25 protein-coding genes and 1 tRNA gene are annotated in these 26,112 nt (G+C 41.9%); 3 read left to right on the top strand and 23 right to left on the bottom strand.

Going from position 1 to position 26,112, the window contains the following annotated elements; genetic code table 11:
* The first annotated feature begins 39 nt into the window (after window positions 1–39).
* Window positions 40–1,386 carry an Nramp family divalent metal transporter gene (locus ACVC7Q_RS00430; protein ID WP_037608002.1) on the top strand — a complete coding sequence of 449 codons (1,347 nt, stop codon included), beginning with the start codon at window positions 40–42 and terminating at the stop codon, window positions 1,384–1,386.
* A 334-nt stretch (window positions 1,387–1,720) separates the two neighbouring features.
* Window positions 1,721–2,263 carry a TetR/AcrR family transcriptional regulator gene (locus ACVC7Q_RS00425; protein ID WP_447264399.1) on the top strand — a complete coding sequence of 181 codons (543 nt, stop codon included), beginning with the start codon at window positions 1,721–1,723 and terminating at the stop codon, window positions 2,261–2,263.
* Window positions 2,264–2,627: 364 nt separating this feature from the next.
* On the opposite strand, the gene tehB is transcribed toward ACVC7Q_RS00425, so the two are convergent.
* From tehB to ACVC7Q_RS00330, 19 genes are all read right to left on the bottom strand, one after another.
* The gene (gene tehB, locus ACVC7Q_RS00420; protein WP_447264398.1) at window positions 2,628–3,530 is read right to left on the bottom strand and encodes an SAM-dependent methyltransferase TehB; all 903 of its coding nucleotides are present in this window, start codon (window positions 3,528–3,530) and stop codon (window positions 2,628–2,630) included.
* A 119-nt stretch (window positions 3,531–3,649) separates the two neighbouring features.
* Entirely contained in the window at window positions 3,650–5,383 is a 1,734-nt protein-coding gene (locus ACVC7Q_RS00415) for a C69 family dipeptidase (RefSeq protein WP_447264397.1), read from the bottom strand.
* 174 nt (window positions 5,384–5,557) lie between these two features.
* Window positions 5,558–6,025: an SsrA-binding protein SmpB gene (gene smpB / locus ACVC7Q_RS00410; protein WP_013903925.1), complete on the bottom strand. Its 468-nt coding sequence runs from the start codon at window positions 6,023–6,025 to the stop codon at window positions 5,558–5,560.
* Window positions 5,988–8,348, bottom strand: coding sequence for a ribonuclease R (gene rnr / locus ACVC7Q_RS00405; protein ID WP_447264396.1), 2,361 nt, complete (start codon window positions 8,346–8,348; stop codon window positions 5,988–5,990). The genes smpB and rnr overlap by 38 nt, the downstream gene beginning before the upstream one ends.
* A gap of 96 nt (window positions 8,349–8,444) precedes the next feature.
* The gene (gene secG, locus ACVC7Q_RS00400; protein WP_003008189.1) at window positions 8,445–8,678 is read right to left on the bottom strand and encodes a preprotein translocase subunit SecG; all 234 of its coding nucleotides are present in this window, start codon (window positions 8,676–8,678) and stop codon (window positions 8,445–8,447) included.
* A gap of 41 nt (window positions 8,679–8,719) precedes the next feature.
* Window positions 8,720–8,869, bottom strand: coding sequence for a 50S ribosomal protein L33 (rpmG, locus tag ACVC7Q_RS00395; protein WP_003005699.1), 150 nt, complete (start codon window positions 8,867–8,869; stop codon window positions 8,720–8,722).
* Window positions 8,859–10,058: a multidrug efflux MFS transporter gene (locus tag ACVC7Q_RS00390; protein ID WP_447265025.1), complete on the bottom strand. Its 1,200-nt coding sequence runs from the start codon at window positions 10,056–10,058 to the stop codon at window positions 8,859–8,861. The genes rpmG and ACVC7Q_RS00390 overlap by 11 nt, the downstream gene beginning before the upstream one ends.
* Before the next feature lie 16 nt (window positions 10,059–10,074).
* Window positions 10,075–10,671, bottom strand: coding sequence for a dephospho-CoA kinase (coaE, locus tag ACVC7Q_RS00385; RefSeq protein WP_447264395.1), 597 nt, complete (start codon window positions 10,669–10,671; stop codon window positions 10,075–10,077).
* Window positions 10,672–11,496 (bottom strand): DNA-formamidopyrimidine glycosylase, encoded by an 825-nt coding sequence (gene mutM / locus ACVC7Q_RS00380; protein WP_447264394.1) that lies wholly within the window; start codon window positions 11,494–11,496, stop codon window positions 10,672–10,674.
* A 12-nt stretch (window positions 11,497–11,508) separates the two neighbouring features.
* On the bottom strand, window positions 11,509–12,018 hold the full coding sequence (locus ACVC7Q_RS00375) for a restriction endonuclease subunit S (RefSeq protein WP_447265024.1): 510 nt from the start codon (window positions 12,016–12,018) through the stop codon (window positions 11,509–11,511).
* Between the two features lie 11 nt (window positions 12,019–12,029).
* Window positions 12,030–13,205, bottom strand: coding sequence for a restriction endonuclease subunit S (locus ACVC7Q_RS00370; protein WP_447264393.1), 1,176 nt, complete (start codon window positions 13,203–13,205; stop codon window positions 12,030–12,032).
* A complete protein-coding gene (locus tag ACVC7Q_RS00365; protein ID WP_447264392.1) occupies window positions 13,193–15,274 on the bottom strand; it encodes an HsdM family class I SAM-dependent methyltransferase in 2,082 nt (693 codons plus the stop codon). Before ACVC7Q_RS00365 ends, ACVC7Q_RS00370 begins: the two co-directional genes overlap by 13 nt.
* A gap of 56 nt (window positions 15,275–15,330) precedes the next feature.
* Window positions 15,331–16,230: a GTPase Era gene (era, locus tag ACVC7Q_RS00360; RefSeq protein ID WP_447264391.1), complete on the bottom strand. Its 900-nt coding sequence runs from the start codon at window positions 16,228–16,230 to the stop codon at window positions 15,331–15,333.
* A 29-nt stretch (window positions 16,231–16,259) separates the two neighbouring features.
* Window positions 16,260–16,658: a diacylglycerol kinase family protein gene (locus tag ACVC7Q_RS00355; protein ID WP_049514264.1), complete on the bottom strand. Its 399-nt coding sequence runs from the start codon at window positions 16,656–16,658 to the stop codon at window positions 16,260–16,262.
* Entirely contained in the window at window positions 16,639–17,136 is a 498-nt protein-coding gene (ybeY, locus tag ACVC7Q_RS00350) for an rRNA maturation RNase YbeY (protein WP_447264390.1), read from the bottom strand. Before ybeY ends, ACVC7Q_RS00355 begins: the two co-directional genes overlap by 20 nt.
* A gap of 97 nt (window positions 17,137–17,233) precedes the next feature.
* Window positions 17,234–18,970, bottom strand: a complete 1,737-nt coding sequence (tetB(46), locus tag ACVC7Q_RS00345; protein WP_447264389.1) for a tetracycline efflux ABC transporter Tet(46) subunit B — start codon at window positions 18,968–18,970, stop codon at window positions 17,234–17,236.
* Window position 18,971: 1 nt separating this feature from the next.
* Window positions 18,972–20,696 (bottom strand): tetracycline efflux ABC transporter Tet(46) subunit A, encoded by a 1,725-nt coding sequence (gene tetA(46) / locus ACVC7Q_RS00340; protein ID WP_447264388.1) that lies wholly within the window; start codon window positions 20,694–20,696, stop codon window positions 18,972–18,974.
* A 401-nt stretch (window positions 20,697–21,097) separates the two neighbouring features.
* Window positions 21,098–21,170 (bottom strand) — tRNA-Thr (locus ACVC7Q_RS00335).
* A 50-nt stretch (window positions 21,171–21,220) separates the two neighbouring features.
* On the bottom strand, window positions 21,221–21,790 hold the full coding sequence (locus tag ACVC7Q_RS00330; RefSeq protein WP_447264387.1) for a GNAT family N-acetyltransferase: 570 nt from the start codon (window positions 21,788–21,790) through the stop codon (window positions 21,221–21,223).
* 200 nt (window positions 21,791–21,990) lie between these two features.
* Here ACVC7Q_RS00330 and ald point away from each other — a divergent pair, with 200 nt between their 5' ends.
* On the top strand, window positions 21,991–23,103 hold the full coding sequence (gene ald / locus ACVC7Q_RS00325; RefSeq protein WP_447264386.1) for an alanine dehydrogenase: 1,113 nt from the start codon (window positions 21,991–21,993) through the stop codon (window positions 23,101–23,103).
* Window positions 23,104–23,293: 190 nt separating this feature from the next.
* On the opposite strand, the gene ACVC7Q_RS00320 is transcribed toward ald, so the two are convergent.
* From ACVC7Q_RS00320 to frr, 4 genes are all read right to left on the bottom strand, one after another.
* A complete protein-coding gene (locus ACVC7Q_RS00320; protein ID WP_447264385.1) occupies window positions 23,294–24,289 on the bottom strand; it encodes a PhoH family protein in 996 nt (331 codons plus the stop codon).
* 79 nt (window positions 24,290–24,368) lie between these two features.
* Window positions 24,369–24,584 carry a YozE family protein gene (locus ACVC7Q_RS00315; RefSeq protein WP_003005127.1) on the bottom strand — a complete coding sequence of 72 codons (216 nt, stop codon included), beginning with the start codon at window positions 24,582–24,584 and terminating at the stop codon, window positions 24,369–24,371.
* Window positions 24,585–24,594: 10 nt separating this feature from the next.
* On the bottom strand, window positions 24,595–25,449 hold the full coding sequence (gene cvfB, locus ACVC7Q_RS00310; protein ID WP_447264384.1) for an RNA-binding virulence regulatory protein CvfB: 855 nt from the start codon (window positions 25,447–25,449) through the stop codon (window positions 24,595–24,597).
* Between the two features lie 99 nt (window positions 25,450–25,548).
* On the bottom strand, window positions 25,549–26,106 hold the full coding sequence (frr, locus tag ACVC7Q_RS00305; RefSeq protein ID WP_003005165.1) for a ribosome recycling factor: 558 nt from the start codon (window positions 26,104–26,106) through the stop codon (window positions 25,549–25,551).
* Between the last annotated feature and the right edge of the window lie 6 nt (window positions 26,107–26,112).

Genomic DNA, 26,112 nt, shown 5'->3' with positions numbered 1-26,112 from the left:
TGGAGACAAATTGATTTATTCTTAGAAAGAAGGCTCATCGTGAGTTTACAACAGTTTGAAAGGAAATCACTTCAAGAAATCAACCAGTCTATTGACGTGCCAAAAGGCATCCCCTTTTGGAAGACCCTTCTACTCTTTTCAGGACCAGGAAGTCTAGTAGCTGTCGGCTATATGGACCCGGGAAACTGGATTACCAGTGTGGTCGGAGGGGCCCAATACCGCTACCTCCTCTTATCAGTGGTTCTTCTCTCGTCTTTGATCGCCATGCAGTTGCAACAAATGGCTGGGAAATTAGGGATTGTCCATCGTAAGGACCTGGCCCAAACAACCGCCCATCATTTGCCAAAATGGCTTCGCTATACCCTTTGGATTGTGATCGAGCTTGCCTTGATGGCGACAGATTTAGCGGAAGTCATCGGCTCAGGGATTGCCCTTCACCTCCTCTTTGGTTGGCCTTTGCTCTTTTCCATTCTGATCACCATCTTTGATGTCTTCCTCTTATTGGGCCTCATGCATCTAGGATTTCGAAAGATCGAGGCCATCGTATCAACCTTGATCCTCACAATCCTTGCGATTTTTGGTTATCTCGTCTTTCTTTCGAAGCCAGATATCGGGGGAATCTTCGCTGGCTTCCTCCCTCAAAAAGAGGTGCTAGGAATTGGGCTTCCAAAAGGAAATGAAGCCTTAACCCTGGCGCTTGGAATCATTGGAGCAACGGTGATGCCCCACAACCTCTATCTCCACTCTTCTATTTCGCAAACGCGAAAAGTTGATTACAAGGATCCAGCAGATATCAAACGGGCAGTGCGCTTTATGACCTGGGATTCAAATATTGAATTGAGTTTGGCTTTTGTCGTCAACTCCCTCCTCTTGATTCTTGGAGCGGCCCTCTTCTTCGGACACGGAGATAAGATTGGTGCTTTCTCTAGCATGTACAATGCCCTCAAGGATAACCATATTGCTGGTGCCATCGCTAGTCCTTTCTTGTCCACCCTCTTTGCCATCGCTTTGTTAGCTAGTGGTCAAAATTCAACCATTACTGGGACCCTAACCGGTCAAATCGTTATGGAAGGTTTCTTGCGATTTAGACTACCGCAATGGGTGGTGCGTCTCATGACTCGGATCATTGCCCTTCTTCCCGTTATCATTGTCGCAATTTTATTCGGTGACCAAGAACATGTCCTCGATGACCTTCTGGTATATTCTCAAGTCTTCCTATCAGTGGCCCTTCCTTTCTCCATCTTCCCTCTGGTTTATTTCACCTCCAACAAGGAAATCATGGGAGAGCATGTCAATGCGAAATGGAATACCTTCTTAGGCTATCTCGTAGCGATTGTCTTAACCATCTTAAATTTCAATTTGATTGTGACGACTTTTATCAAATAAAGAAACCAGCACTTTAAATCGTGCTGGTTTTTTGTTCATCCCTTCATCTTGTTCCTCCTTTTCCTAAAAATTTCCTGACCATTTTTTTAGGAGGGAATTAATTTAAATCACTAATTATTGTGAGATTTTCACAAAATCTTGTCAATGCCCGTCATACATAAATTTGTAAAATTTTTGTACACTTTTCGTTATATGTACAAAAATTAGAATTATTGTTTAATTTATATTTTTGGAGTATAATGCTATTTGTTAGTGTCGTGAAATTATTTAACCTATAAATTATTTCAACTTCAAACAAATAGAAACCGATTTATACAACTATAGAAAGGAACATATGGTACGCCAAAGACAAACAACAACCAAGTCAGACTTACGGAATGCACTCTCGAAACTGCTCTTACAACAACCTTTTGACAGCATCACTATTCGACAATTAACCGAAACTGCTGGAATTAACCGCGGGACCTTCTATCTGCATTATGTCGATAAATACGACATGTTTGAGCAAATGAAAATGGACATGATGCAAGAATTGGATAGTCTCTTCGTTGAAGGAAGTCCTGTCAAGGTAAACTTTCTCAATGTGTTGACCGCTATTAAAGAGAATTATGATTTTATATATGCATTGTCACAATCCTGTTGCTCGGACTTTAGTAAATTGGTAAGAAGTTTTACCCTTCATGCACTGGACGATACTCCCCAAGCTAAAGAACACATCATTTCAGACTTTCAAGTTCCATACAAGTATGGTCTAGAAATTTTCATCGCTACGATCGAATCTGTAATTGTTACCTGGTTAGAATCGGGTGCGAAAGAGGACCCCATTGAAATTGGAACGATCATTCTCAGTGTCTGCGACTTTGCTAGCTGGAACTAAATCCCCCAACCTTTTCCTACCCTTCTGGAGAAGGTTTTTCTTTTGGCAAATGAAAAAAGATCTGATCACCTTGTTCAACTTGTTTGTAAGAAAGCAAAAAGGCAGGATTCTAACATCCTGTTTTTAGAATGTAGACAAACTACTTTAAAGTAAAATAAGTTAAGCGATTTTGCAAAAAAAAAAATAAAAATGAGTTCCAATTTTTAAATCGATTCAAGAAAATACCGAAACTTTCCACTGTGAGAAAAGTGCCTGAAACAATAACGTTTCAGGCACTCGGGAGTTTTGAGACCCTAGGCTCAAAACTAAGTCTTGGAACTTCGAAGAAGTTCGCTGACGTCCGTACTCACCTAAGGAAAGTTTTTTATATGACTTTGTCTTCAATCTGAAGGCAGGATCTTAACATCCTGCTTTTCTTTGCCAACATGGTTGCAAATCGAAGTTGAATTCGATTTCCATTCTCATCTCGACGATGGAGGTGGCCAGGATTTTCATTGTATTTGACCAATTCCCAATCCTTGTAATACTCCGCCAATTCTCCTTCTTTAAAGGTAAACGAGAAGGGCATCTGACAAGGATAATCTTCTGTATCCATGGCACAGACAATGAGATTGTAGCCACCTGGGTTGGTATGCTCTTGCATATTGCGAATGATCGCTGGGATCCGCTCTGCCTCTAAAAACATAAGTACCACAGTTGACACGATGAAATCATAGTTTTGGGTGAGTGCAGCAGCATTGATATCATAAAGTCCTACTGGCATGTCCATATCTTCCTCAGCGACAATACTTTGTAAGATCTCAAGAGCCAATTCATTTTGATCTACTGCTGTCACATCAAAGCCATGTTGGGCCAAAAAGAGAGCATTGCGTCCTTGCCCACATCCTAGATCCAGCGCCTTTCCAGCTGGGACAATTCCCACTGCTTCTAGCACCTCTGAATGGACAGGGTTGGTATTGTACTTTTTAGGAAAATAGTCTTTTGGCTCACAGTAAAATTCCAAGTACCACTCCACATCGTCAGTCGCCGCTTCGACACGGTGCCAGGCCTGGGGCTCGGCCATGGGGTTCTCTGCTCCTGCTTCAAAAAGGTGGCTCGCGATTTCTTCTCCCTCTGCTGTCAATTCAATAAATCTTAACTGACCTTTTAGAACCGTAATCTTCCCCCAGGTTCCTACCTTGGTATTGTGCTTTCCTTGAAGAGCTTCTGGCATGGTATCCTTGGTCCAGATAGGCATGCGTTTGTAAGCGATCAATTTTTGTGTCATGTGGCTTCTCCTTTTTCTTTCAGTACCCTTATCATACAGAAAAAAGACCTTTTTTACAAGTTGGAAAAAGAGGCCTCGCTTTCTAGCGGAACCTCCTTGTTAGGATCTATTCATCCTCTTTATTTTTTTGATTTCTTATAAAAGAATCCAGCTAAACTAAATCCACAAACGGCCAATATTCCAAGAAGTACTGAGAAGACTACACTTGAATCTTGGAGCTGGCTAGCCTTTTTAGGAGTATCTCCTAGAGCTTCCTGACAAGTTTCTGGCTTCTTGTCTGAACTACCTTTTTCAGCAGCAGCCATTAAGTTCGCTTTATTATAGCCATCATAGACAAAGTCAGCTTCCAAGCCCTTTTCTTCACGGATCTTATCTTCCATTTCCTTTTCAGTGGCCTTGATTTGTTTGAAGATTATATCCGCACGGTCCATGGATTCCTTGGTGACTTCACCTTGAAGGGCTTTGGCTTGCTCATCTGTAAGACCACTGTATTTTTGATCCAAAGCAGCTTGTTCCTTGATCCAGCCGGCTTCCATTTCTTTCCATTTATCTTGGATACTGGTACCAAAGAGGTCTGGATATTTCATGACCATTTGGTCGATATGCCAAACAGCCCAATACCATGAAGTTGGATCATACTTAGCAGAGCGGACTTTAAAGGCACCATAGGTGTCATTGACCAAGCCATAGAATGGAACATACGGAGTATTGCGGCTTTGGGCGAGCCCCAACCAAACGATTCCACCAAATGGACTTGGCAAGTCTTTCTTGATTTGATAGACATGGGCATCAATAACATTTTCATTTCCCAAAGCATACTTGTATTTCTTGGTATCGACTTTTTTACCTGGTTCGGCCAAATCATCTGCTGTAAATTGTTTGAGGTGTTCAAAACGGTTCCGTTGTTCTGCGAAAACATCTTCTAGACTATACTTTTTAGAAGGATCTGTTGGTTTACGAAGGAGATCAAAGTGTTGATCATCATATTTGATATCCGCTTTTGGATCCATCAGGGTAATCCCTGCATAGGTCCGTGAGCGGTTGCGTTCCGTGTATTCATCAGGACCATAAGAATCTGCAATATGGAACTTGCCATCCTTATCCGTCTTGTAGTGATCTGCCTTTTTAGCTACTGCTTCTACATCTTTTGAAGCAATGACATTGTCCTTGTCATTGAGATCCACATGTCCTAGATAGTAGGTATTGGCAAAAATAGCATAGCGGTCTTGTGGGAATTTAATGGCTACATATTGGTGACCTGAGAGGATTTCCATGTACCATAATTCATTTTTATCTGCTACGACGATAATATTCCCTTCGGCAGAACCTTTTTCATCCAAAGTCTTGGCAACAATTTCAATTCCTTCTCGAGCAGTTTTTGCACGAGGCAAGACCAAGTCGATCATGGAAGCTTCTGGTAGGCCATCTTTGACCAAAGGGTCGGCTTTCAATATCTTGTCATGAGGAGTCGCTGATACTGTCGCTGTCATCGACACGCCCACTTCATTAAAACCGTGAGCTCCGAAGTTTCCGTTGCTACCATCACCACGCGCTGCATCATAAGTCGCTGTATACTTCATTTCATGACTCAAATGTGGATAGGTAAAGCCATTGGATTCATCTTCGATCTTATCCCCTTCCTTATAGTCCTTAGCTGGAACTACAACAAAGTTTTGATTGTGGCGCCCGCCATCTGGTGCATAGGGATAATCCTCTGTACGACCATAAAGCATGGAGCCATCCGTGGTTAAGTCCTTTCCCACAATGAAGGCAGAACAGGCTTGTGCGACCTGCACTGGCAATAGGGCGATCACCATCAGCCCAAACAGTAGTTTGAATAGGATTTTCTTCATAGTCTTTCTCCTTATTGACTACAAAAGAGGCTTAAAAAACTTCTAAGCCAGTGAAAAACAACTATACCAACACCTTGATTTTAGTATATAATACAAGCATTCTTTTTGCAAGCGATTACAATTGAAAACTATAAAAAAACAGTTCTGAAACAAGGTTCAAAACTGTTTTTTTATTTAACGTGTATTGTATTGTTTCATAACCCGTGCGATATCCCGGTTTTGTTCCCGACGTTTGATGGATTCACGCTTGTCATAATCATGTTTCCCTTTAGCAAGTCCCAAAAGCAATTTGGCATAGCCATCCTTGAGATAGACCTTTAAAGGCACCAGGGTCATTCCTGTTCCTTTGGTTTCTTGGTCCAGCTTTTGGATTTGCTTTTTATGAAGAAGAAGCTTGCGACGACGGTCTGGATCTTGGTTCCAGATATTGCCTTCCTCATAAGGGGCAATATGGACGTTGCTGAGCCAAACTTCTCCATTTTTAACTTGTGCAAAACCATCTTTCAAGTTAATGCGTGCTGCACGGACACTTTTGATCTCTGTACCCGTCAGCACCATCCCTGCTTCCATTGTATCCACGATGGTGTAGTCATGTCTCGCCTTTTTATTTTGCGCGACTACCTTTCCTTCGCCCTTTGCCATGTTTGGCTCCTTTCTTTGCTACTTCCTTGTAAAATGGTTTCTTCCCTTTTTTCTTTTTGGATTTAGATGAAGAATCTTTCCGTTTGTCATCTCTTCTAACGGTTGAACCCTTAGAAACTTTTTTGTCTTTGCGTCTGCGATCCCTGCGATTGCCATCTCGGTCACGTCCTTTGGCCTTGAGGCCTTTTTCGACGATATCCCATTCACTTGGAATATAAGAGAAATCAATCTCTCCGGTCATCTTGTCAGCTCTTTCGACCTTGATCCGGATTTGCTGACCAACACGGAAAGTCACTCCTGATTTCTCCCCGCGAAGTGTTAGATCCCGTTCGTTAAAATGGTAGTATTCAGGAAGATTGGTAATATGGATCAAACCTTCGACCGTATTTGGCAACTCCACAAAGAGGCCAAATTTCACTACACTGGAAACCACGGCATCGTACTCTTCCCCAACATAGTCTTCCATGTATTCAGCCTTCTTCATAGCTTCTACTTCACGCTCGGCATCAATAGCCCGGCGCTCCCGACTAGAGGATTGGCTGGCAATGTCTGGAAGAACTTGTTCAAAGTGTTCTGCCACTTCTTGGGATTTACCGTATTCGCGCACCATTCGATGAACCATCAGGTCCGGATACCGGCGAATGGGACTGGTAAAGTGAGTATAATACTCCGCAGCAAGCCCATAGTGGCCATGGTTGTGCTCTGAATAACGAGCCTGTTGCATCGAGCGCAACAACATCATCGAGAGGACATCCGCATAAGGTTCTCCTTCAACCTTGCGCATAATTTCTTGCAGGGCTTCTTGGCTCATGTCACTAGCCGTTCCGTAGATTTGGATCCCAAAGCTAGAAGCATAATCGATAAACTTCTGTACTTTTTCTGCCTTTGGATCTTCGTGGATCCGGTAGATGAACGGCAGTTTCATTCGTGTAAAGTGCTCCGCCACTGTCTCATTGGCAATCAGCATAAAGGATTCAATCATCCGCTCCGCAACTCCTCTTTGACGGAGGACAATGTCGACCGGTTTTCCTTCTTTATTGACTAGGATTTTAGCCTCATTGGTATCAAAATTGAGGGCTCCTCGGCGAATCCGCATGCTTTCTAGAATACCATGCAGGGTGGCCATTTGATGAATACTTGGGACAATTTTCTTAAACTCTTGAGCCTTTTCTTCGTCGCCTGCTAAGATATCATTGACGTCACTATAGGTCATTCGGAAGGTCGTATTGATCACCGTTTGGGTAATGGTGTGCTTGACGACCTTCCCATGGGGATCAATCTCCATGATGGCAGACTGGGTCAGGCGGTCCACATTCGGATTTAAAGAACAGATCCCATTTGACAAACGTTCTGGAAGCATGGGTACTACTCGGTCGGTCACATAGACAGAGGTTGCACGATTTAGAGCTTCCTTATCAAGAGCTGAGCCTTCTGTAACGTAATAAGAGACATCTGCGATGTGAACCCCCAGCTCAAAATTGCCATTCTTGAGTGGCTTGATATGGACCGCATCGTCCAAGTCTTTGGCATCCGCTCCGTCGATCGTAAAGGTAATCTCCTCTCGCAGATCCAACCGCCCCACTAAATCCTTTGCAGACGGTGCATCTGGAACCTGCTCAGCCTCTTTCAGCACTTCTTCTGGAAATTCTGAGACGATATCCATAGATTCTAGCACTTCCAAGACATCAATTCCAGGATCTGTCACATGACCGACCACATCCCGCACAGTTGCCACAAAATAATTGTGCTTGCGGCTCGGGTATTGATCAATTTCGACCTTGAGGATTTCGGTACCTTCCAATTGGATGGCTGGCTTCTTCACATAGATCAGCTGGCTGATTTTTTGATTTTTCGAATGAATGTAGCCGGCATATTTGGGCTTTTCCTCATCCAAAACAATTTGTCCAACAACCGTTTTGACGCTATGATCCAAGACATCAATAATCTTAGCTTCTGCTGCCGTTCCTTTGTTTCGGTCTGCTACCTTGGTGATGACGATCTCAACAGTATCCCCATCGATGGCGTGGTTGACATCATTTCGACCAACAAAGAGGTCCTCTTCTTCGCCTTCTAAACTGACAAAGCCAAAGCCATTTTTATGGGCATGAAAGATCCCCTTGAGGGTAATGGCTGGGGCCTTCTTTTGAGCCAACTGAAGAGAGCCGTCATCCTCGAATTTCAACTCGTGACGGCGTTCCATCAGAGAGATGGTTTTGACCAAGTCACGAAAATCCTTAGATCCTTCTTTTCCTAGAGCTGCTGCCAAATCATTGATCTGGGCTTTGTCATGCTCTTGTAAATATTCTTTAATACTTGTTTTCATGAATGTATTTGCTGGTTATCCAGCCTCCTTTTTTCTATCTAAATGTGTCTTTGTTTTGCAAAATAAAAATAGGCAAAGACATTGTCTGAGCCTATCTTATCTACTAGAAAGTACCATTAAGATCATCGCGATCAATAACCAAAAGAAGATCATAATAGCTGTTAAACGCTGCATCACGGCTTCAAACCCACGCGCTTTTGAACGTTCAAACAAGTCATTTGAGCTTGCGTCAAAGACGTTGCTCGATTGGTTTTTTGTTGGTTGCATAAAAATTGCGATAATAATCAATACTGATAATACTAGTAAAATAGTTGTTAATGCTCCGCTCATATTCAAAACTCCTTAAAATCTTCACTATTATACCATGAAAATCATTTTGATTCAATATGTAAGGTTACTTTTCTTTCCTTGGGACAATACTTCAAGACCTCGATCTTTTCGGGATGGGTTTTGGTATTTTTACTGGTCAAATAATTCTGACTCCCACAGCTTGTGCAGGTCAATTGAACTTTAATTCGCACGTACGTCTCTCACTTTCAAATACTTTCTAAATAAGAATAAGAGGAAAATCAAATCGGTAAAGGCTAAGAGGGCTGTGCCGTAAAAAACCCAATGATAGCCAAAATGCATGAAAATACTCGATCCCATCATTGGCCCTAACACGCCACCTAAGTAGTAAAAGAGCTGGTTGTAGCTAAAGATCCGAGAGATCCCTTCAGGAGGGGTTAAGCGATTTAACAAAGCAGAAACTCCTGGTAAAAGGGCACCAGTCCCAATCCCAAAAAGGAAGCGTAAGATTCCTAATTGCAGAGGCGTTTGCGCTTGGGCACAGAGAATATAGAGACAGCCACTATAGAGAAGGGCGATTAATAAAAGCCGGTGATTCCCGATTCGGTCTCCGAGTTTTCCCATCCAACCTGAAAAGAGCATACTAGAGACTCCCATAGCCGAAACAATCATCCCCGATACAAAAATCAAGTTTTCTCTTTGCCCTAAAGCTCGCACATAAAGAGGCAGGATTGGAGAAATAGATTGGGCGATCATTTGAATGGTCATACTGGTCAAAAAGAGGCCCAAAAGGATATCTTTTTGCTGAATGGACATGAGCAACTGCCAACTGGATTTTTGTTCTTCTTTTGGAATGGGCTCATAGTCTTCCTCGATGCCCCAAAAGGTTAAAAGGGAGACTAGAAATAAGAAAAAGCCAACCAAAAGAAAGACATTGCGCATTCCCAGATTTTCAGCAATGAGTCCCCCAATCAAAGGCCCCATCAAGGTTCCAGCTACGACACCGGTCGACAAAGTCCCCAGGGCATAACCTGATTGGTCCTTTGATACTTGACTGGCAATCAAGGCTGTACTATTAGGGACAAAGCCTGAAAAGACACCGTTGAGAAAGCGCAAAACTAGGAGCCAAAAGACGGATGGCACAAAGGCGATCCCTCCCATGGTCAGGGTCATAGCAATAGAAGCCCTGAGCATCATGGGTTTTCGACCATAGCGGTCGGCCAGACTCCCCCAGATAGGAGACATGATCGCAGAGGTTACAGATGAACTCGCGACGGCAATCCCAGCATAAAAAGGAACAGCCTTGCCCGTAACGCCCAACTCTTCTACAAATAGGGCCATAAAAGGCACAACTAACGAAAGGCTAGCTCCGATGAAAAAGCACCCGATCCAGGCAATATATAGATTTTTACGCCAATTGATTTCTCTTGTGATAAAATCATCTTCTTTCTAATTGTTTTAGGGCTGCATCTAATTGGGCATAGAGGGCAGTTAGATCGCCATTATTGTCTAAGACCAGATCCGCATGGGCTCTTTTTTCATCTAGCGGCATTTGAGCAGCGATGCGTTCTTTAGCCTGCAGTTCTGATAAGTGGTTGCGTTCCATCAGGCGCTTGAGCTGGGTTTCTTTTGAGACAGCTACCAACCATACAGCCTCAAACCACCCTTCATAGTGCTGCTCGATTAAGAGGGGAATATCCATAAAAAAGAGACCGGATTGAGCAGCTTGCCTGTCTCTTGCTTTCGCTAGAGCCTCTCGAATGAGTCGGCCTTGGACGCGATTGGACCAGTCTCGTTCACTAGGATTTGAAAAAATCCGTTGACCTAGAGCGACGCGATCCAGTTCTCCATTTTCTGTGAGTATCCCTTTCCCAAAATGGTCTACTAGGACACGGTAAAGGGCCCCTCCTGGAACTTGCAAGTCATGGACCACTCGATCAGCATCAATGACAGGATAACCTTTTTCTTTCAAATAGGAGGTGACAGTGGACTTTCCTGAAGCAATCCCTCCTGTTAATCCAATGATTCTTGCCATCTAGTTCTCCTTTTGACAGTGGGGGCAAAAATGAGTTCCGCGTCCCCCCAGCTGGATTTTCTCAATCGGTGTTCCACAGCGAAGACAAGGCTGACCCGTTTTCCCATAAACTTGGTGTTCTTCTTGCATGGTGCCATTCTCACCGAAAGCATTGCTGTAGGAGCGAATGGTGGAACCACCCTTTTCGACAGCCTGAGCTAATACGGCGATTGTTTCCTTTCGGATAGCTTTGACTTCTCTAGCAGTTAAGCTTTGACCCAAACGAGCTGGGTGAACCTTGGCTCGATAAAGGACCTCATCTACATAGATATTGCCCAGACCAGCCACTAATTTTTGGTCTAAAAGAGCTGATTTAATGGGTTTCTTTGATTTTTTAAGAGCTGCTTGGAAGGCTGGTTCTTTAAAATCCGCTTCTGTTGGCTCTGGACCAATCTTTTTCGCCAAAAAGTAGCTGTCTACAAGCTCAGGTACTAAGACTTCCATGGTCCCAAACTTGCGGACATCTTCATAGACCAGGGTGCTACCATCTGTAAAATGAAAGAAGACATGGGCGTGCTTGCGAAAAGGGACTTCGTCTGGATAAAAGAAATACTTGCCTTCCATCCGCAAATGCGAGATCAAAACCAAATCCGTCAGATGAAACAAGAGGTATTTCCCACGACGCCCCATGGATCGAATCTCTTGACCCGGAAGATCTTGACGAAAAGCATCCAGATCTGTCTGAATCATCTTAGAATACTTTACTTCCACGGATTGGATGGTTTTCCCAAGAATTAATTTCTCAAGACCACGTCGGACAGTCTCAACTTCTGGTAACTCGGGCATAGTTCCTCCTTCTTAAAATTTCAATTCAAATTGCAATAAATTTTTTACTTCTTCTCCTAAGATGGTTTTTATATTTTTTAATTTATAAATTTTTTCTACTATGTCCTTTTGTATCTCTAAATCTATTTCACCAAAGCGATTAAAAGGAACAGGAATTTTAGTATCCAAAATTACTTTTCTTTCTATTTTTGTATACTCATTTCTGCCATTCTCTCCACGTCTTCCTTTAACCTGCTGTCTTAAAAGTGGTTCTAAAATATAAGCAATATAATCAATGTTTATTTTTTCCTGTTTAGGAATTAAAATCATTCTATCCGCATTCAAAGAAAACTTATTATCTATTAAAGTTATCTTTCCTGCTATACCATTGACAGAGATTGTAGCAAAACAACCATCAAAATCAAAATCGTTTCGATAACCAAGAGGAACTGAATTATTGGCTGAGTAAACAGGATACTTCCCCTTGTTATCCAAGCAATATTTTTTCGTATACTTACTAGAACCACGTTTCAAATCAAACAAATTAGCCAAGGTTATATATATATATATGGAACATTGTTCGAATTAAAATCTAGATTCGATTGAATAAACTCGTATCCTTGCCTCTCAATATTATTTTTCATTTCAAGGATTATTTGAGAATTCTTTACAATCTGATTTTGCTTTTCAAGGTCAATTTCTCCCGAAGAGGTAAGAGGAAGCACGACCTCTAAATCTTTTATCATGGAAGTATTTAGCTTTGTATACTCATTTTTACCATTTTCCCCTTTCCTACCTTTAACATGAGAGCGAAAAATTGGCTCTAAAACTTGTTTTAGGTATAAAGGGTTGACCTTGTCTGCGTATTCTTCTTTTATAACTAACGGGCGTACTTTTTCACTTAAACTAAAGCGACCGTCATGATAAAAAACATAGCCTGCAAGACCATCTATATTGTAAGTCAAGCAATTTTCAAAATAGCGAACAGGAAACTCACGTTTACCATCTTTGTCTATAATTACAGCATTGTCTTTTAAATAACCATAACTTGGTAAGTCATCACTACTCGCTCCATAAACAGGTATATCACCCGCATTTTCTTTTACAAATGTCTTCGTAAATTTTGAAGAATTTGTTGATACAGTCAAGTCAAACAAATCTGCAACTTTAATTGAGGTATTCTTAGGAGTCTCTCCTGACATAATATCCACATCTACTGACTTGATCGCCTCAATCTTTTCAGCCAATTCTTCTTTGCGTGCTTCAATTAATTCAAACTTACGAACAATTTCTTCTTGTTTTTTAAGGTCGAATTCTCCATCTTCAGTAACTGGAATGCTAACTCTTATATCTTTGATTTGAGACCAAGCTAATGATGGAACATCACCACGTTTTACAGAATTATAGAATATACTTTGAAAAACATATTTACAATAAGATAAGGATAAATTATCCACTTTACTTATTAAAATAGCTCTGTGTCCCCCAACATTGTATTTACCTTGTAAAATTTCCAGAGTTCCTGCATACTCTCCATCTGTTGTATAGGTTAAATGAGGAGATTCATATTCATATGTATCTATAAAACCGAAGGAAGTTTTAGTTGAACCAGTGTAAACTTCAAACTCACCAGTATTTTTATTAACGTAAGCTTTCGTATACTTACTATTTCCTCTTTTATTGGTAAATAGTTCTGAAAGTGTTACAAGTTTGCTTCTTACTTCAACCATTCTAACTCCTCCTTGAAATCTTGCATAAGAGAAATCATATCATCAATCATTGCTTGGAATTCATCAATCGAAACGACTTGTCTTTCTTTTTTTAGACCAATAGCAATCTTTTCTTCTTCAGACCACCAATTTTCAATAATCCAACTCTTCTTACTTTCTAATTCCTCAATCGGAAGTAATTTTAGTCTAGAATCACCTAAAAGGTGGGATTTGATTGGTTCTTGTAAATCATTTCTATCTTGAGATTGGCGATAAAAATTATATTTGACTACAGCTTGTTTTAAGTCATTTTCTTCAGAATCAAATCGATAAACATCTAAGGTTTCACCAATACTACCTGCAATGTAGGTGAAAACAGGATAATCTTGTACGATATTATTTTCAATCTCATTCTCTGTTTTCTTACGAATGGTTAAAATGTAAGTTTTTTTAGGTGTGTTAAAGAAAGCATTGACTGGTAAAGAAATCAAAGCGTCGATAAAAAAGAGTTCTTTTAACTTTTCTTTTAATTTTTTATTTGCATGATTAGAAAAAATACCATCCGGTAAAACAATATTGGCAACACCACCATGTTTTACGGAACGCATAATCCACTCTAAAAAGAGAGCTTCAACACCACTACCACCATACTTATAAATATCCGTAGCTTTGGCCAGTTCTGACATTTCCTTACTTTGATAATAAGGAGGGTTTGCTAAAATTAGGTCGTATCTATTTTCTTCAAGATTTTCCAGAGTACCTAACATACTCTTATATAAGTAAAATGAATCATTTAATAGTGTTTTCGCAATTGTTTGTACATCTTTAAAACTATTATTTTGCTGGAATAATTCAGAAAAATAAATTAACGTATTAGCTTTAGCAAGAATAATTGTGATATCGTCTTTTTCAGACATCATCTTGTCATAGCCAAAAAATCGAATTTTAGAGTCTAACTTTCCTTTAGAATAGCTATAACTGTCTTCTATACGTTTTTCAACTGCTTCAAGCAAAAACTTACCAACACCACAAGCAGGATCGCAAATAGTCATTCCCTCAGAAATATCTACCATCGAAACCATTTCGTCTACTATTTTTAATGGTGTAAAAAACTGCCCCATATCACTCTTGTCATCACTATTTTTCATAAAGGTTTCAAACAGTTTTGACTTGAAGTCTTTACTTATATTTAAGAATTTCCCATATTTTTTATCGTATTTTTCAAATTCCAAAATAACAGATTTAAATACTGTATCCGTATTATCTACGCTGATAAATTCGTTTTGCTCATCTCTTTCAATATGAAAAACTTTACCATTGATAATGCTTGTCCCATCTATACCTTTTGGAAACAATTTAACCATCGTCTCTCTAGCACCTTCTAGGTATTTTCCTAAAACATAGGCGGTAGAATATCCTTCCTTTTCATATAAAGAAACAATGTATTCAAAACTATTTTCGCCATTTAAAACACCAATATCTGATAAATATTTAAAGAGAAACAACTCAACAAAAGTATATAAAGACATCTTTGCTGAAGCAAAAGTTAAATTTTTTAAAATTCTATTAATCTTTTGAGCTAAATCAGTAGGATCCAAAAATTCCTTTTTCAATATCTGATTATTTGTTTCAGAAATAGATAATGAAATATCATTAATGAACTTGACAATTTGTTTGCCATTTTCTTTTGGCTTTATCGCTAAATTAATTTCATTTCCATTCTCATCTAAAATCTTTTCCCCGGTTTTAGGATTAATCCAGATAAAAGAATCACCGTCGCTTACAATAAAAATAAGTGAACCCAAAGCTTTAGCGACATCTATCTCTTGTTTAATCGCTTCTTCAATATCCTTATCACTCTTAAATTTACTTGGTATCTTTTGCTCAACATAGATAATTACGTTCTTATTATCATCTAGAATTAAAACATCTGGTTTTTTATTCCCAAGACTTCTCTTTAGAATTACATTTTTGATAATATTTGATTTTATCAAATTATTAACGGTTGTTGCACCAATACTATAACATTCATATTTATCAAATATTACTGGTGTGGAAAAAATACTATTTTGAATTAACTGCTCTGACATTTATTATTCTCCATTATTATTCAGTTATACTAAAAAACTCTCTTAAAGAGTTTTTTTTAATATTCTTTTTCGTTATAGCCAAAGTCAGCCAAATCCAGCTTTTTATCCCGCCAATTTTTCTTAACCTTGACCCAGGTTTCTAGGAAGACCTTGTCCCCTAGCATGAGTTCGATATCCTTACGCGCAAGGGTTCCGATCTTCTTGAGCATGGCGCCACCTTTTCCGATGACAATCCCTTTTTGGCTATCACGTTCCACCATGATGGTCGCACGGATATGAACCTTATCTGTTTCTTCATCCCGCTTCATAGAATCCACCACTACGGCAACAGAGTGGGGAATTTCTTCTCGTGTCAAGTGCAAGACCTTTTCACGGATCATTTCAGAGACCAAGAAACGCTCTGGATGGTCCGTAATCTGATCAGCAGGGAAATATTGGAAACCTTCTTCTAAGTTTTCGCTCAAAATATCAATCAAACGCGAAACATTGTTTCCTTGAAGGGCTGAAATCGGCACAATTTCCTTGAAGTCCATCTGACTACGGAAATCATCGATTTGCGCCAAAAGTTGGTCAGGATGGACCTTGTCGATCTTGTTGACCACGAGGATGACGGGCACTTTAGCTGCCTTGAGGCGTTCGATAATCATATCGTCACCCTTGCCACGCTCTTCATCTGCTGGCACCATGAAGAGTACGGTATCGACTTCCCGAAGGGTACTATAGGCCGACTCTACCATGAAGTCACCAAGAGCTGTCTTAGGTTTATGAATCCCTGGGGTATCGATAAAGACAATCTGTTCCTTATCGGTCGTGTAGATTCCCATAATCTTATTGCGCGTTGTTTGCGCCTTGTCACTCATGATGGCAATCTTTTGACCCATGACGTGGTTCAAAAATGTTGACTTCCCGACATTGGGACGTCCTAAAATGGCTACAAAGCCTGATTTAAATGTCATAGTTTCCTTTCACGAGGGCATGCTCCCTCTTATCCAAATACCAAGGCCCAGAATTTGGGCACAAAAATGATCAATCCTGTCACCAAGGCAAAACCTGATACAACGAGGACCGCTCCAGCCGCCATGTCTTTTGCATTCTTTGCCAACATGGAGAAATGGTAGTTACTGGCTAGATCCACCACATTTTCAATGGCTGAATTCATAATTTCAAAAGCAATCACCAAAGTGATGCTGAGCAATAAAAAGAGCCATTCTGTCGCAGAAATCCTAAATACCAAACCAGCAAGCATTGCTACAAGGGCCGATAAGGCGTGCTTGCGCATATTGCGCTCTTCTTTGATCGATGTGAAAATTCCTGTTATCGCAAACTCCAGGCTTGAAGTGAAGTCCCGATTTTTCCATTTTCGCTTATTGTCTTGTGAGTCCATAGGCTGTCAAAATCTCTTCCTGTAAGCCAAACATTTCCTTTTCTTCTTCTGGCGTATAGTGATCATAGCCATTGATGTGAAGAAAACCATGTACTGCCAAAAATCCCATTTCGCGCTCAAAGCTATGTCCATATTCTTCCGCTTGCTCCCGCGCCTTGTCAATTGAAATAAAGAGCTCACCAATATAGGTATCGAATTCCGCCATCATCTCTGCCAATTCTGGATTTTCTGCAAGTTCTTCCTCGTCAAAAGAAATCTCCATCTCTGGCTTGTATTCTAAACTGATGACATCTGTCGGACGATCCGTATCACGGTATTCAAGATTTAGTTCATGACTGCGTTCATTGGTCACAAAAGTCACAGCCATTTCCTTGTCTTCTTTCCCAATTTTTTGAGCAGCAAATTCTAAAATTTCTTGCGTTTGTTTTAAGATTTCGTCAGAGACTTGGCCCGTCTCATCTACCATTTCAATATACATCTGGATCACCTCACTATTATCACTTTATTATATCACAAAAACCAGCCTATATACTAGATACAGGCTGGTTTTAAAACTTTTTCTTTGCAGGATAATCTTACACCACTGTTTGCTGGATGGCATTCATCTGGGCATAGATCCCGCCTTGTGCAACCAGTTCCTCGTGTCTACCCCGCTCTACAATGCGTCCTTCAGATAAGACTAAGATCTGATCCGCATCTTGGATAGTGGACAAGCGATGGGCAATGATAAAGGTGGTCCGGCCCTTTTGCAGGACCGCCATAGCTTGTTGGATGACTTCTTCTGTTTCCGTATCGATATGAGAGGTTGCCTCATCCAAAATCAGTATTTGCGGATTCATATAGAGCGTCCGCGCAAAGGAAATCAACTGGCGCTCGCCACTTGAAAAGGCAGATCCTTTTTCTACGACTGGATGGTCGATTCCCTTTTCAAGGCGCTCTACAAAGGGCCAAGCCCCGACTTTTTTCAGCGCATCTTTGACCGCATCACGGTCAATATGATCCTGACTCATGGCCACATTACTGGCAATGGTTCCTGTAAATAGATAAGGATCTTGCAGAACAATGCCCATGTGGCTTCGCAGGCTCTCACGAGAGACTTGGCGAATATCTTGCCCATCGATCAAAATCGCTCCTTCTTGAGGATCATAGAAACGATAGAGCAGATTCATAATAGAAGACTTACCCGATCCAGTGTGGCCCACAAGAGCGATGGTTTCCCCGGGACTCGCCTGAAAGGCAATATCCTGTAAAACTGGCTTGCCTTCTTCATAAGCAAATTGAACATCATCAAACACGACTTGAGCCTTTTCTATCTTCAGTTCCGATACACCATCGGGCTCTAAGGGGTGATCCAAGAAGGCAAGGACGCGACTCCCCGTCTCTAATGATCGCCGAATATTCGGAAATTGACGACTGAGATTAGCCATGAGATCAAACAGATTGATGACATAGTTAATATTGATAAATAAGAAACCAGCTGTCACACCGATATTGCCCTGTAGGAAAGAAATCCCAGCGATGGTCAATATACCTGCAATCACTAAAAACTTGAGCAATTCTGTCAAGGTCCAAGAAGCGATGGAATCAGCTAAGAGGATCCGATCATTGGCCCCTAGCATCTTCTGGGTAGTGGCTTCAAACTCCTCTACCACACCAGGCTCTTGATGATAGAGCTGAATCATACTGGCACCATGCAAGAGTTCATTGACTTGGGTATTGACCTCGCTTCTCGCATCAAAGAAATCCTTCATAGGCTGATCCGTCATGACCTTGTAGAGATACTGGATTCCATAGAAAATTGGAAAAACCAGACACAAGAGTAACCCCATCATAGGACTCAGGTAAAAGAGAATCCCTAGGATAAAGAGAAATCGCACCAAATAGATGACTAGTATCATACAAGAATTATAAAACTGGGTCCGCAAGGTCTCCGTATCATTGACAATTCTTGTTGCGATCTTTCCAGCCGGCTTGTCATCAAAATAAGAAATAGGCAGACCTTGCATGACTTGAAAGGCTTGGTCTCTCAGACTAGCGGTTACTTGATTACTTCCATGCAATAAGATCCGATTTCCTAGGTAGCTAATCAGCTGTCCCAGACTCAAGACCAAGAGATAAAATGCCCCCATCTGAAACAAGTCCCCTTGTCCTCCACCGTGGGTCAGTACAGTCAAAGGCCCATCGATCATCTTTTGGAGAAGAAAAGGAGACAATTCAGAAAAAATGGTGGCTAGTAAGAGACAAATAAAGCCGGAAAGAAAAACCATCGTATAAAGAGTGATCCGAGATAATAATCGTTTCAATACTTTCATCTTATTCTCCTTCCTGTTTTTGTTGCCGTTGGTATTGTTCATAATACCAGCCCTCTTGAGCCAGTAAATCACTAGCTCTACCTTCTTCTACAATCTGTCCTTGATCCAAGACAATGATCCAATCCGCCTGATGAACCGCAGACAAGCGATGGGAAACAATGAGGGTCGTCTTGTTTTTACGCTCTGTTTGAATGGTGTCAATAATGGCCTGTTCGGTCTTCGCATCTACTGCAGAAAGGGAATCATCTAACAGCAAGAGATCCGCATCTCTTAAAAAAGCACGTGCCAACGAGATCCGCTGTTTTTGACCACCTGATACAGAGACCCCTTTCTCACCAATCATGGTGTCCATTCCCTGAGACATCCGCTCAAGATCATCCGCAAAAGCAGCTTGGGCTACAGCTTCCACCAAATCCTCTTCACTAGCACCATTTTTACCCAGAGCAATATTGTCACGAATGGATTTTGAGAATAAAATATGTTCTTGGGAAACATAGCCGATTTTAGCTTCAATGGAGTGTCGGTTGTAGTCCACGATCGGTTGCTGGTTGACCAAGAATTCTCCCTCACCAACTGGGTACTGCCGCAAGAATTGTCGAACCAGACTAGTCTTTCCTGCTCCGGTACGACCAACAATTCCAACTGTCTGTCCTTTCTGAATGGTCCAATCAATGCCTGATAAACTCTTTCGCTCAGCACCAGGGTAGCTGAAAGAATAATCCTTAAACTGCACCGAATCAATCTGCTCTAAATAGTTAGGACCATCTGGTTCGAGATCATCCGTTTCATCAATCACTTCTTTTAATTTTTTATAGGACATTTGCCCTGTCTGATAAACCAAGATCAGGTCCGCCATCATCCACATAGGTTCAATTAAAAAGACCAAATACAGCTGCAAAGCCAATAACTTGCCAAGGCTCAATTGCCCGCTTGCTAATGACTGACCTTCAAATACCAAGAGTAGGACCGTCGAAAAACCAATAAACATCAGGGCTAAGGGGCCAAAAGAATATTGGATAGAAGCAATTTTGTCCCCTGTTTTGGATAGACTGGCTGTTTTCTTCTGAAACTGTTTGACCTGCTGATCCCGTTTACTATAGGCCCTCATGACCCGAATCCCTTCGATGGACTCCAAGACTTCATCATTCAACTGAGCGACTGCTTCCCGGTTTTGCTCAACATAATCCTCCTGCTTTCTACTCAAAAAATAGGTCGAGACGATGAGGAAGATCATGGGAATAAAGGAAATCAAGGTTAATTGCCAAGAAATAAAAAACATGGTCGGAATAATAAAGGCAAACAAGCCACCGCCAAATAGGAGCACCATCATCCCGTAACCAGCCATGTCGGCCATGCCATCGACATCTGTCGTGAACCGCGTCAAGAGATCTCCTGAACGGAATTTCTCAAAAAAGGGACGCCGCATAGCTACTAGTTTACGAAAAGCTTGTCCCTGAAGGGTCGCCTTGAAATGAACTGACGACTGAAAGAGGCGCAACTGCCAATAAAAAGCCGTCAGGTAATTGAGGATAGCTGATCCTACCAAGAGGACCATATCCCATACAAAGTTGGATTGTGTCAGCGTCTGCTGACTCAGATGATCCACTAGACGCTGGATAACTTGCGTCGGGATCAATAAGGTGTAATCATAAAGAATCAGGACAACAGCAATACTGATATATCGCCACTTGCGCTCCCTGATATACTCCCAAATAGCTCTGATCATATATTCTCCTTTTCAAAATGGCACAGAAAAAACCCAAGTAAGGAGCTGAGTAGGTGCTCAGTCCACACTTGGGCCTTCTGATGCCTATCACCAATTCAGTTAAGGCAGGCAAAAATGCATACAAAAAACCCAAGACAGACTCCTCCATCTTGGGTTTCATTCAATTTTTACATAGAACTCAACTGAGATTGGAGAAGTGGTGTATTCAATTGTGTCATCAAAACATCTACTTTGTTCATGATGGTTTTCTCCTTTCTCTTTGTTGTTCTAACTCTACCACTTATTTCCGTGCTTGTCAACGTTTTTTTGAAAATTGTTGAAAATAGCATTCTATGAGATGACTTCTACACGTAAAAAGAGAAGCCTAAACATCTAGAAGCTTCTCTTTCATACTATGACTATGCTAGTTGCCGGGATTGAACCGGCGACCTCATCCTTACCATGGATGCGCTCTACCGACTGAGCTAAACCAGCAGTACCTATCTACTATATCATGGAGATAGGCCTTTTGTCAATATCCTGACTCATTTTTCTGTCAAATATTCTTCCTTTGTGAGGACATAATGAACTCTCGTCACCATTCGCCCTTCTTCATGCGGATCTAGCATCGCATAAGCTTCCTCGTGGGAAAATTGCATCCCTGATTTGGCCATCACCCGGCCAGAAGCTGGGTTGACCTTGTCATGAACGGCAATGAGTTTGTTCATCCCTAACTGTTCAAAAGCCAGGGCAATGACTGCCTTGGTAGCCTCTGTCGCAAGACCTTGGTTCCAATAGTCTTTATTCAGAACATAGCCGATACTCCCCTTTTTCAGACAAAGATCCAAATCCAGTAAATCAATCGTCCCAATAAATTTTCCATTTTCTTTGAGCTCGATCCCCCATCTTCCAAGTGGGCTCGCTAGGTAAAAGAGGGCAATATTATTACGCGTCTCTTCTAGACTTTGATTGGTTGGAAAAGTGTAGCGCGTAACAGTTTCATCAGAAGCGTACTCAAACATAGCAGGTGCATCCTCAAGAGTGACCGGACGCAAGTGCAAACGCTCTGTCTCCACTTCACGATAAGCCGCTAACTTCACATATAAATTTTCCATTTGACACTCCTTTCTTAGGGATTAGTTTAGCAAATAACCTAAAGGAAGGCAAGCTCAAATTTTTCTTGCTTTTTAACCAACTTTTCTATACAATAAAATCAATTAAAACAATCAGATAAGGAGTGAAAAGGTCATTGAGTCAAGAGAGAAATCTCACACCAATGGCCTTTTTACACCTAAATCTGAGCAAGGAGGCAAGAATGCTCATTGGAATTCCAAAAGAAATTAAAAACAACGAAAATCGGGTCGGTTTGACACCTGCAGGTGTACAAAGCTTGGTGAAGAAAGGGCATCAAGTTTTGGTGGAAACAAATGCTGGACTCGGTTCTGGCTTTGCGGATGAAGATTATACTAAGCAAGGGGCAACCATCGTTGCGACTGCTGCAGAAGCTTGGAATGCTGAGATGGTGGTGAAAGTCAAGGAACCTCTCGCTGAAGAATACGGTTTCCTTCGCGAAGACCTCTTACTCTTCACTTACTTGCACATGGCTGCCGCACCTGAATTAGCGGACGCTATGGTTGCAGCGAAAACGACAGGAGTAGCCTACGAAACTGTACGTGACCTTGATGGCCAATTGCCTCTCTTGGTGCCAATGAGTGAGGTTGCTGGACGCATGGCGGTGCAAATCGGTGCTCACTTCTTAACCAAACAAGAAGGTGGATCTGGTGTCCTCCTAGGTGGGGTGCCAGGTGTTCCCAAAGGAAAAGTCACTATCATCGGAGGTGGGGTTGTTGGAACCCACGCAGCTCGGATTGCCCTTGGACTCGGTGCCCAAGTTACCATCTTAGATATCAGCGCCAAACGTTTAGCCGTTCTGGAGGATGTCTTTGGTCACCAAATCCAAACCCTCATGTCCAACCCCTTTAATATTGAAGCCAGCGTCCGTGATGCCGATGTTGTCATCGGTGCTGTCTTGATTCCTGGTGCGAAAGCTCCTAAATTAGTGACAGATGATATGGTTAAACAAATGCGTCCCGGTTCTGTCATCGTCGATGTGGCCGTTGACCAAGGTGGGGTTATTGAAACAGCAGATCGTGTGACAACACATACGGAGCCAGTTTACGAAAAACATGGCGTGCTCCACTATGCCGTTGCCAATATTCCAGGGGCTGTCGCTCGCACTTCTACCATCGCCCTTACCAATGTGACCCTTCCTTATGTCGAATCCCTAGCTGACAATGGCTTCCACAAGGCAATTGCCCTCGACGAAGGCCTGCGCCAAGGTGTCACTACTTACCAAGGTCACATCACCAGCCAACCCGTTGCTACTGGTTTAGAGCGCGACTTCACTTCAATTGATGAATTAGTATAATTACTGATATTTAAAGGCTGGGCACAAAGTGTCCAGCCTTCGTTGTATGATAGAAATAACTACATGACGCAGTGGTTGAGTGGGCTCTACTACGCTGATTTCATCAGCTTTTACAGCCCTACTCAACTGTGCGGAGGTGGGACGACGAAATCGAATTCTAACGAATGACCGATTTCTGTCCCCCTCTCTTTTATTCTGCTTCTTCTACATCCAGTTTTTCTTTGAGCACTGGATTTGGGATGGGCTCGTAGGCCCGGATAATCTCTGCTACTACTGGATGTCGAACGACATCCTTGGCAGAGAAATGCACAAAGTCAATTTGAGAAATGTTCTTCAATTTCTCCTGAGCATCAATCAATCCAGATTTCACATTTCGCGGAAGGTCGATCTGGCTGGTATCCCCATTGACAATCATCTTGGAATTAAAACCAAGACGGGTCAAAAACATCTTCATCTGCATGATGGTGGTATTTTGCGCTTCATCGAGAATGACAAAGGCATCGTCCAAGGTCCGCCCCCGCATATAGGCCAAAGGCGCAATCTCGATAATCTCGCGCTCCATCATCCGAGTTGTTTGGTCTTTCCCTAAAATCTGGTAAAGAGCATCATAGACCGGACGGAGATAAGGGTCTACTTTTTCTTTGAGATCTCCTGGAAGGAAACCAAGGCTTTCTCCGGCTTCAACGGCTGGACGCGTCAAAATAATGCGCTTGACCTGACCACGCTTGAGGGCGGTCACGGCCAAGGTCACAGCTAGGAAGGTTTTCCCAGTCCCCGCTGGTCCGATTCCAAAAGTGACATCATGGTTTTTGACACTATCGACATAGATCTTTTGACCAAGTGTTTTAACCCGAATGGGCTTGCCGTAACTATCCTTGATAATCTCTTCTTCATAGAGAGCGATGAACTTATCCAATTCCCGATTTCTCACCATGGTAATGGCGGTCACCACATCCGGCGTTCCGATGGTCATACCACGGTTGACGAGGACCAAGAGAGCCTGGATGACCTGACGAACCTGTTCGCAGGTTTCTTCTTCCCCAATGATTTGGACGATTTCTGTCCGGGCGTGAATAGTTACCCCAAATTCTTGCTCCATCAAACGGAGATGGCGTTCGTTGGATCCAAACAAATGAAAGAGATCGTCTGGATGCGTTAATGTAATTTCAACTGAATGTTCTTGCAAATAAAGAACCTCTCTACCTGTGTTTTTCTATTATTATAACAAAGAGGCCGAGAAAAAACCATCCTCGACCTGTCCTTTTCTAGTGGGCTTGGTATTCTTCCCAAATCGCATCAAAATCGCCAAGATTAAAGGAAAAGCTGGCATGCTCTTCTAGATAGCGACTGACTTCGTCGAAGTCATCTGTATGCTTGGGAAAAGCGGACTCATGAAATGCAAGATCCGCTAGAATGGCCTTAGGAGCATTGCTTTTAGGATTGCGCTCCGTCATCAGCCAAGTATAAAACGATTTACGCATACGTCTCCTCTTAGATCAACTCTGTTCCAAACTGGTCTTGCTTGATTTTTTTGGCCTTCATCAGCCCACCCAAAGCCTTTTTGAACTGCCCTTTTGAAATCCCAAAAGTTGCCTTGATCTCTTCTGGAGATGACTTATCATTCAAGGTCATAAAGCCTCCATTGGCTTCCAAATAGGTCAAAATCATTTGGGCATCGTTTTCCAACATTTCAAAGGAGCGTGGCTTCAGCGACAAGTTCAAGGTCCGATCCACCTCACGAAATCCAATGACCCGGGCATCTAGGACTTGTCCCAAGCGGGGTTCTGCATACCGCTCACTCGGATGAATAAAGCCCAGCATATTGTTCTCTGGAAGGTAAACAAAAGTCCCAGACAATTTCAAGCGGTAGACAATGGCTGGCCAGTTTTGGTTTTGCATATTGTTGTAGGCTGGACGAGCCAAACGCTGGAAATCTTCCTGATAGGCTAAGATCCCCCAAATACGATCTTTTTTATCGACTTCCAAGCGGACAAAGAGTTTATCGCCTTTCTTCGGCCATAGGTCTTTGATCTCCGGTAGGATATCTAGTGAGACAACAATCTGCTTATCTGGAAGCCCTGTATCCACAAAGACTCCCAGGTCCTTGCGCACTTCTGTGACCGTCCCCCAGCCAAAGCTATCTTGAGTTGCAGTGACTTCAAGTGTCGTGAGTCGGAGCTTTTGCTTCATATCCGCATAGGCAAAGCCCTTAACACTTTCTCCGACTTGATGCGGGCCTTCTGCTTTATCAAGTGCGTAGGTTTGGCCATCTTTTTGAACAAAATAGAAGTGATCATTTTCATCAATGACCATTCCCATGATATAGCTTGCTAGATTCGTATTCATGTTTCCTTCTTTCCTCTTGCCTCTTCACAAGAATAATGGAAATAAAACCCAGTCAGCAGTGCCAACTGAGTCTTTCTTTCCTGTAGTGGTTGAGATGGATTAAACTTCCATCAATTCTTTTTCTTTGTGAGCTGTCATTTCATCTACATGTTTGACTGCATCATCCGTTACTTTTTGGATCTCTTTTTCAAGACCTTTCAATTCATCTTCCGTGATTTCTTTTGCTTTTTCTTGTTTCTTGGCTTCGTCCATAGCATCACGGCGAATGTTACGGATCGCTACCTTAGCATTTTCACCTACTTTTTTCACTTCTTTTGCCAAGTCACGACGAGTTTCTTCTGTCAAAGCTGGGATGACCAAACGGATAACAGATCCATCGTTAGCTGGAGTGATACCAAGGTCAGATGCATTAATACTGTGCTCGATGTCTTTCAAAGATGATTTATCAAATGGTGTGATCAGCAAGACGCGTGCTTCTGGAATGGTGATAGATGCCAATTGGTTCAAAGGAGTCTCTACTCCATAGTATTCTACGAAAATACGATCCAAAAGACTTGCGTTTGCACGTCCAGCACGGATGCTACCAAATTCACGTCCCAAACTTTGGTGAGACTGGGTCATTCTTTCTTTTGCTTTTTCTACAATTGGGTTTGCCATAATCTT

The sequence above is a fragment of the Streptococcus sp. W151 genome (genome assembly GCF_053010205.1).
Note: the sequence above shows the minus strand (reverse complement) of the source record. Positions and strands in the feature narration are given on the sequence as shown.

Excerpts from the sequence above, each read along its gene's own strand:
- mutM (WP_447264394.1), bottom strand. The coding sequence starts at position 11,496 with ATGCCCGAGTTACCAGAAGTTGAGACTGTCCGACGTGGTCTTGAGAAA.
- era (WP_447264391.1), bottom strand. The coding sequence starts at position 16,230 with ATGACATTTAAATCAGGCTTTGTAGCCATTTTAGGACGTCCCAATGTC.
- ACVC7Q_RS00370 (WP_447264393.1), bottom strand. The coding sequence starts at position 13,205 with ATGGTTGAAGTAAGAAGCAAACTTGTAACACTTTCAGAACTATTTACC.
- ACVC7Q_RS00425 (WP_447264399.1), top strand. The coding sequence starts at position 1,721 with ATGGTACGCCAAAGACAAACAACAACCAAGTCAGACTTACGGAATGCA.
- ACVC7Q_RS00365 (WP_447264392.1), bottom strand. The coding sequence starts at position 15,274 with ATGTCAGAGCAGTTAATTCAAAATAGTATTTTTTCCACACCAGTAATA.
- ACVC7Q_RS00415 (WP_447264397.1), bottom strand. The coding sequence starts at position 5,383 with ATGAAGAAAATCCTATTCAAACTACTGTTTGGGCTGATGGTGATCGCC.
- ACVC7Q_RS00315 (WP_003005127.1), bottom strand. The coding sequence starts at position 24,584 with ATGCGTAAATCGTTTTATACTTGGCTGATGACGGAGCGCAATCCTAAA.
- frr (WP_003005165.1), bottom strand. The coding sequence starts at position 26,106 with ATGGCAAACCCAATTGTAGAAAAAGCAAAAGAAAGAATGACCCAGTCT.
- secG (WP_003008189.1), bottom strand. The coding sequence starts at position 8,678 with ATGAGCGGAGCATTAACAACTATTTTACTAGTATTATCAGTATTGATT.
- cvfB (WP_447264384.1), bottom strand. The coding sequence starts at position 25,449 with ATGAATACGAATCTAGCAAGCTATATCATGGGAATGGTCATTGATGAA.
- smpB (WP_013903925.1), bottom strand. The coding sequence starts at position 6,025 with ATGGCAAAGGGCGAAGGAAAGGTAGTCGCGCAAAATAAAAAGGCGAGA.
- rnr (WP_447264396.1), bottom strand. The coding sequence starts at position 8,348 with ATGAAAACAAGTATTAAAGAATATTTACAAGAGCATGACAAAGCCCAG.
- ACVC7Q_RS00330 (WP_447264387.1), bottom strand. The coding sequence starts at position 21,790 with ATGGAAAATTTATATGTGAAGTTAGCGGCTTATCGTGAAGTGGAGACA.
- ald (WP_447264386.1), top strand. The coding sequence starts at position 21,991 with ATGCTCATTGGAATTCCAAAAGAAATTAAAAACAACGAAAATCGGGTC.
- tehB (WP_447264398.1), bottom strand. The coding sequence starts at position 3,530 with ATGACACAAAAATTGATCGCTTACAAACGCATGCCTATCTGGACCAAG.
- coaE (WP_447264395.1), bottom strand. The coding sequence starts at position 10,671 with ATGGCAAGAATCATTGGATTAACAGGAGGGATTGCTTCAGGAAAGTCC.
- ACVC7Q_RS00355 (WP_049514264.1), bottom strand. The coding sequence starts at position 16,658 with ATGGACTCACAAGACAATAAGCGAAAATGGAAAAATCGGGACTTCACT.
- ybeY (WP_447264390.1), bottom strand. The coding sequence starts at position 17,136 with ATGTATATTGAAATGGTAGATGAGACGGGCCAAGTCTCTGACGAAATC.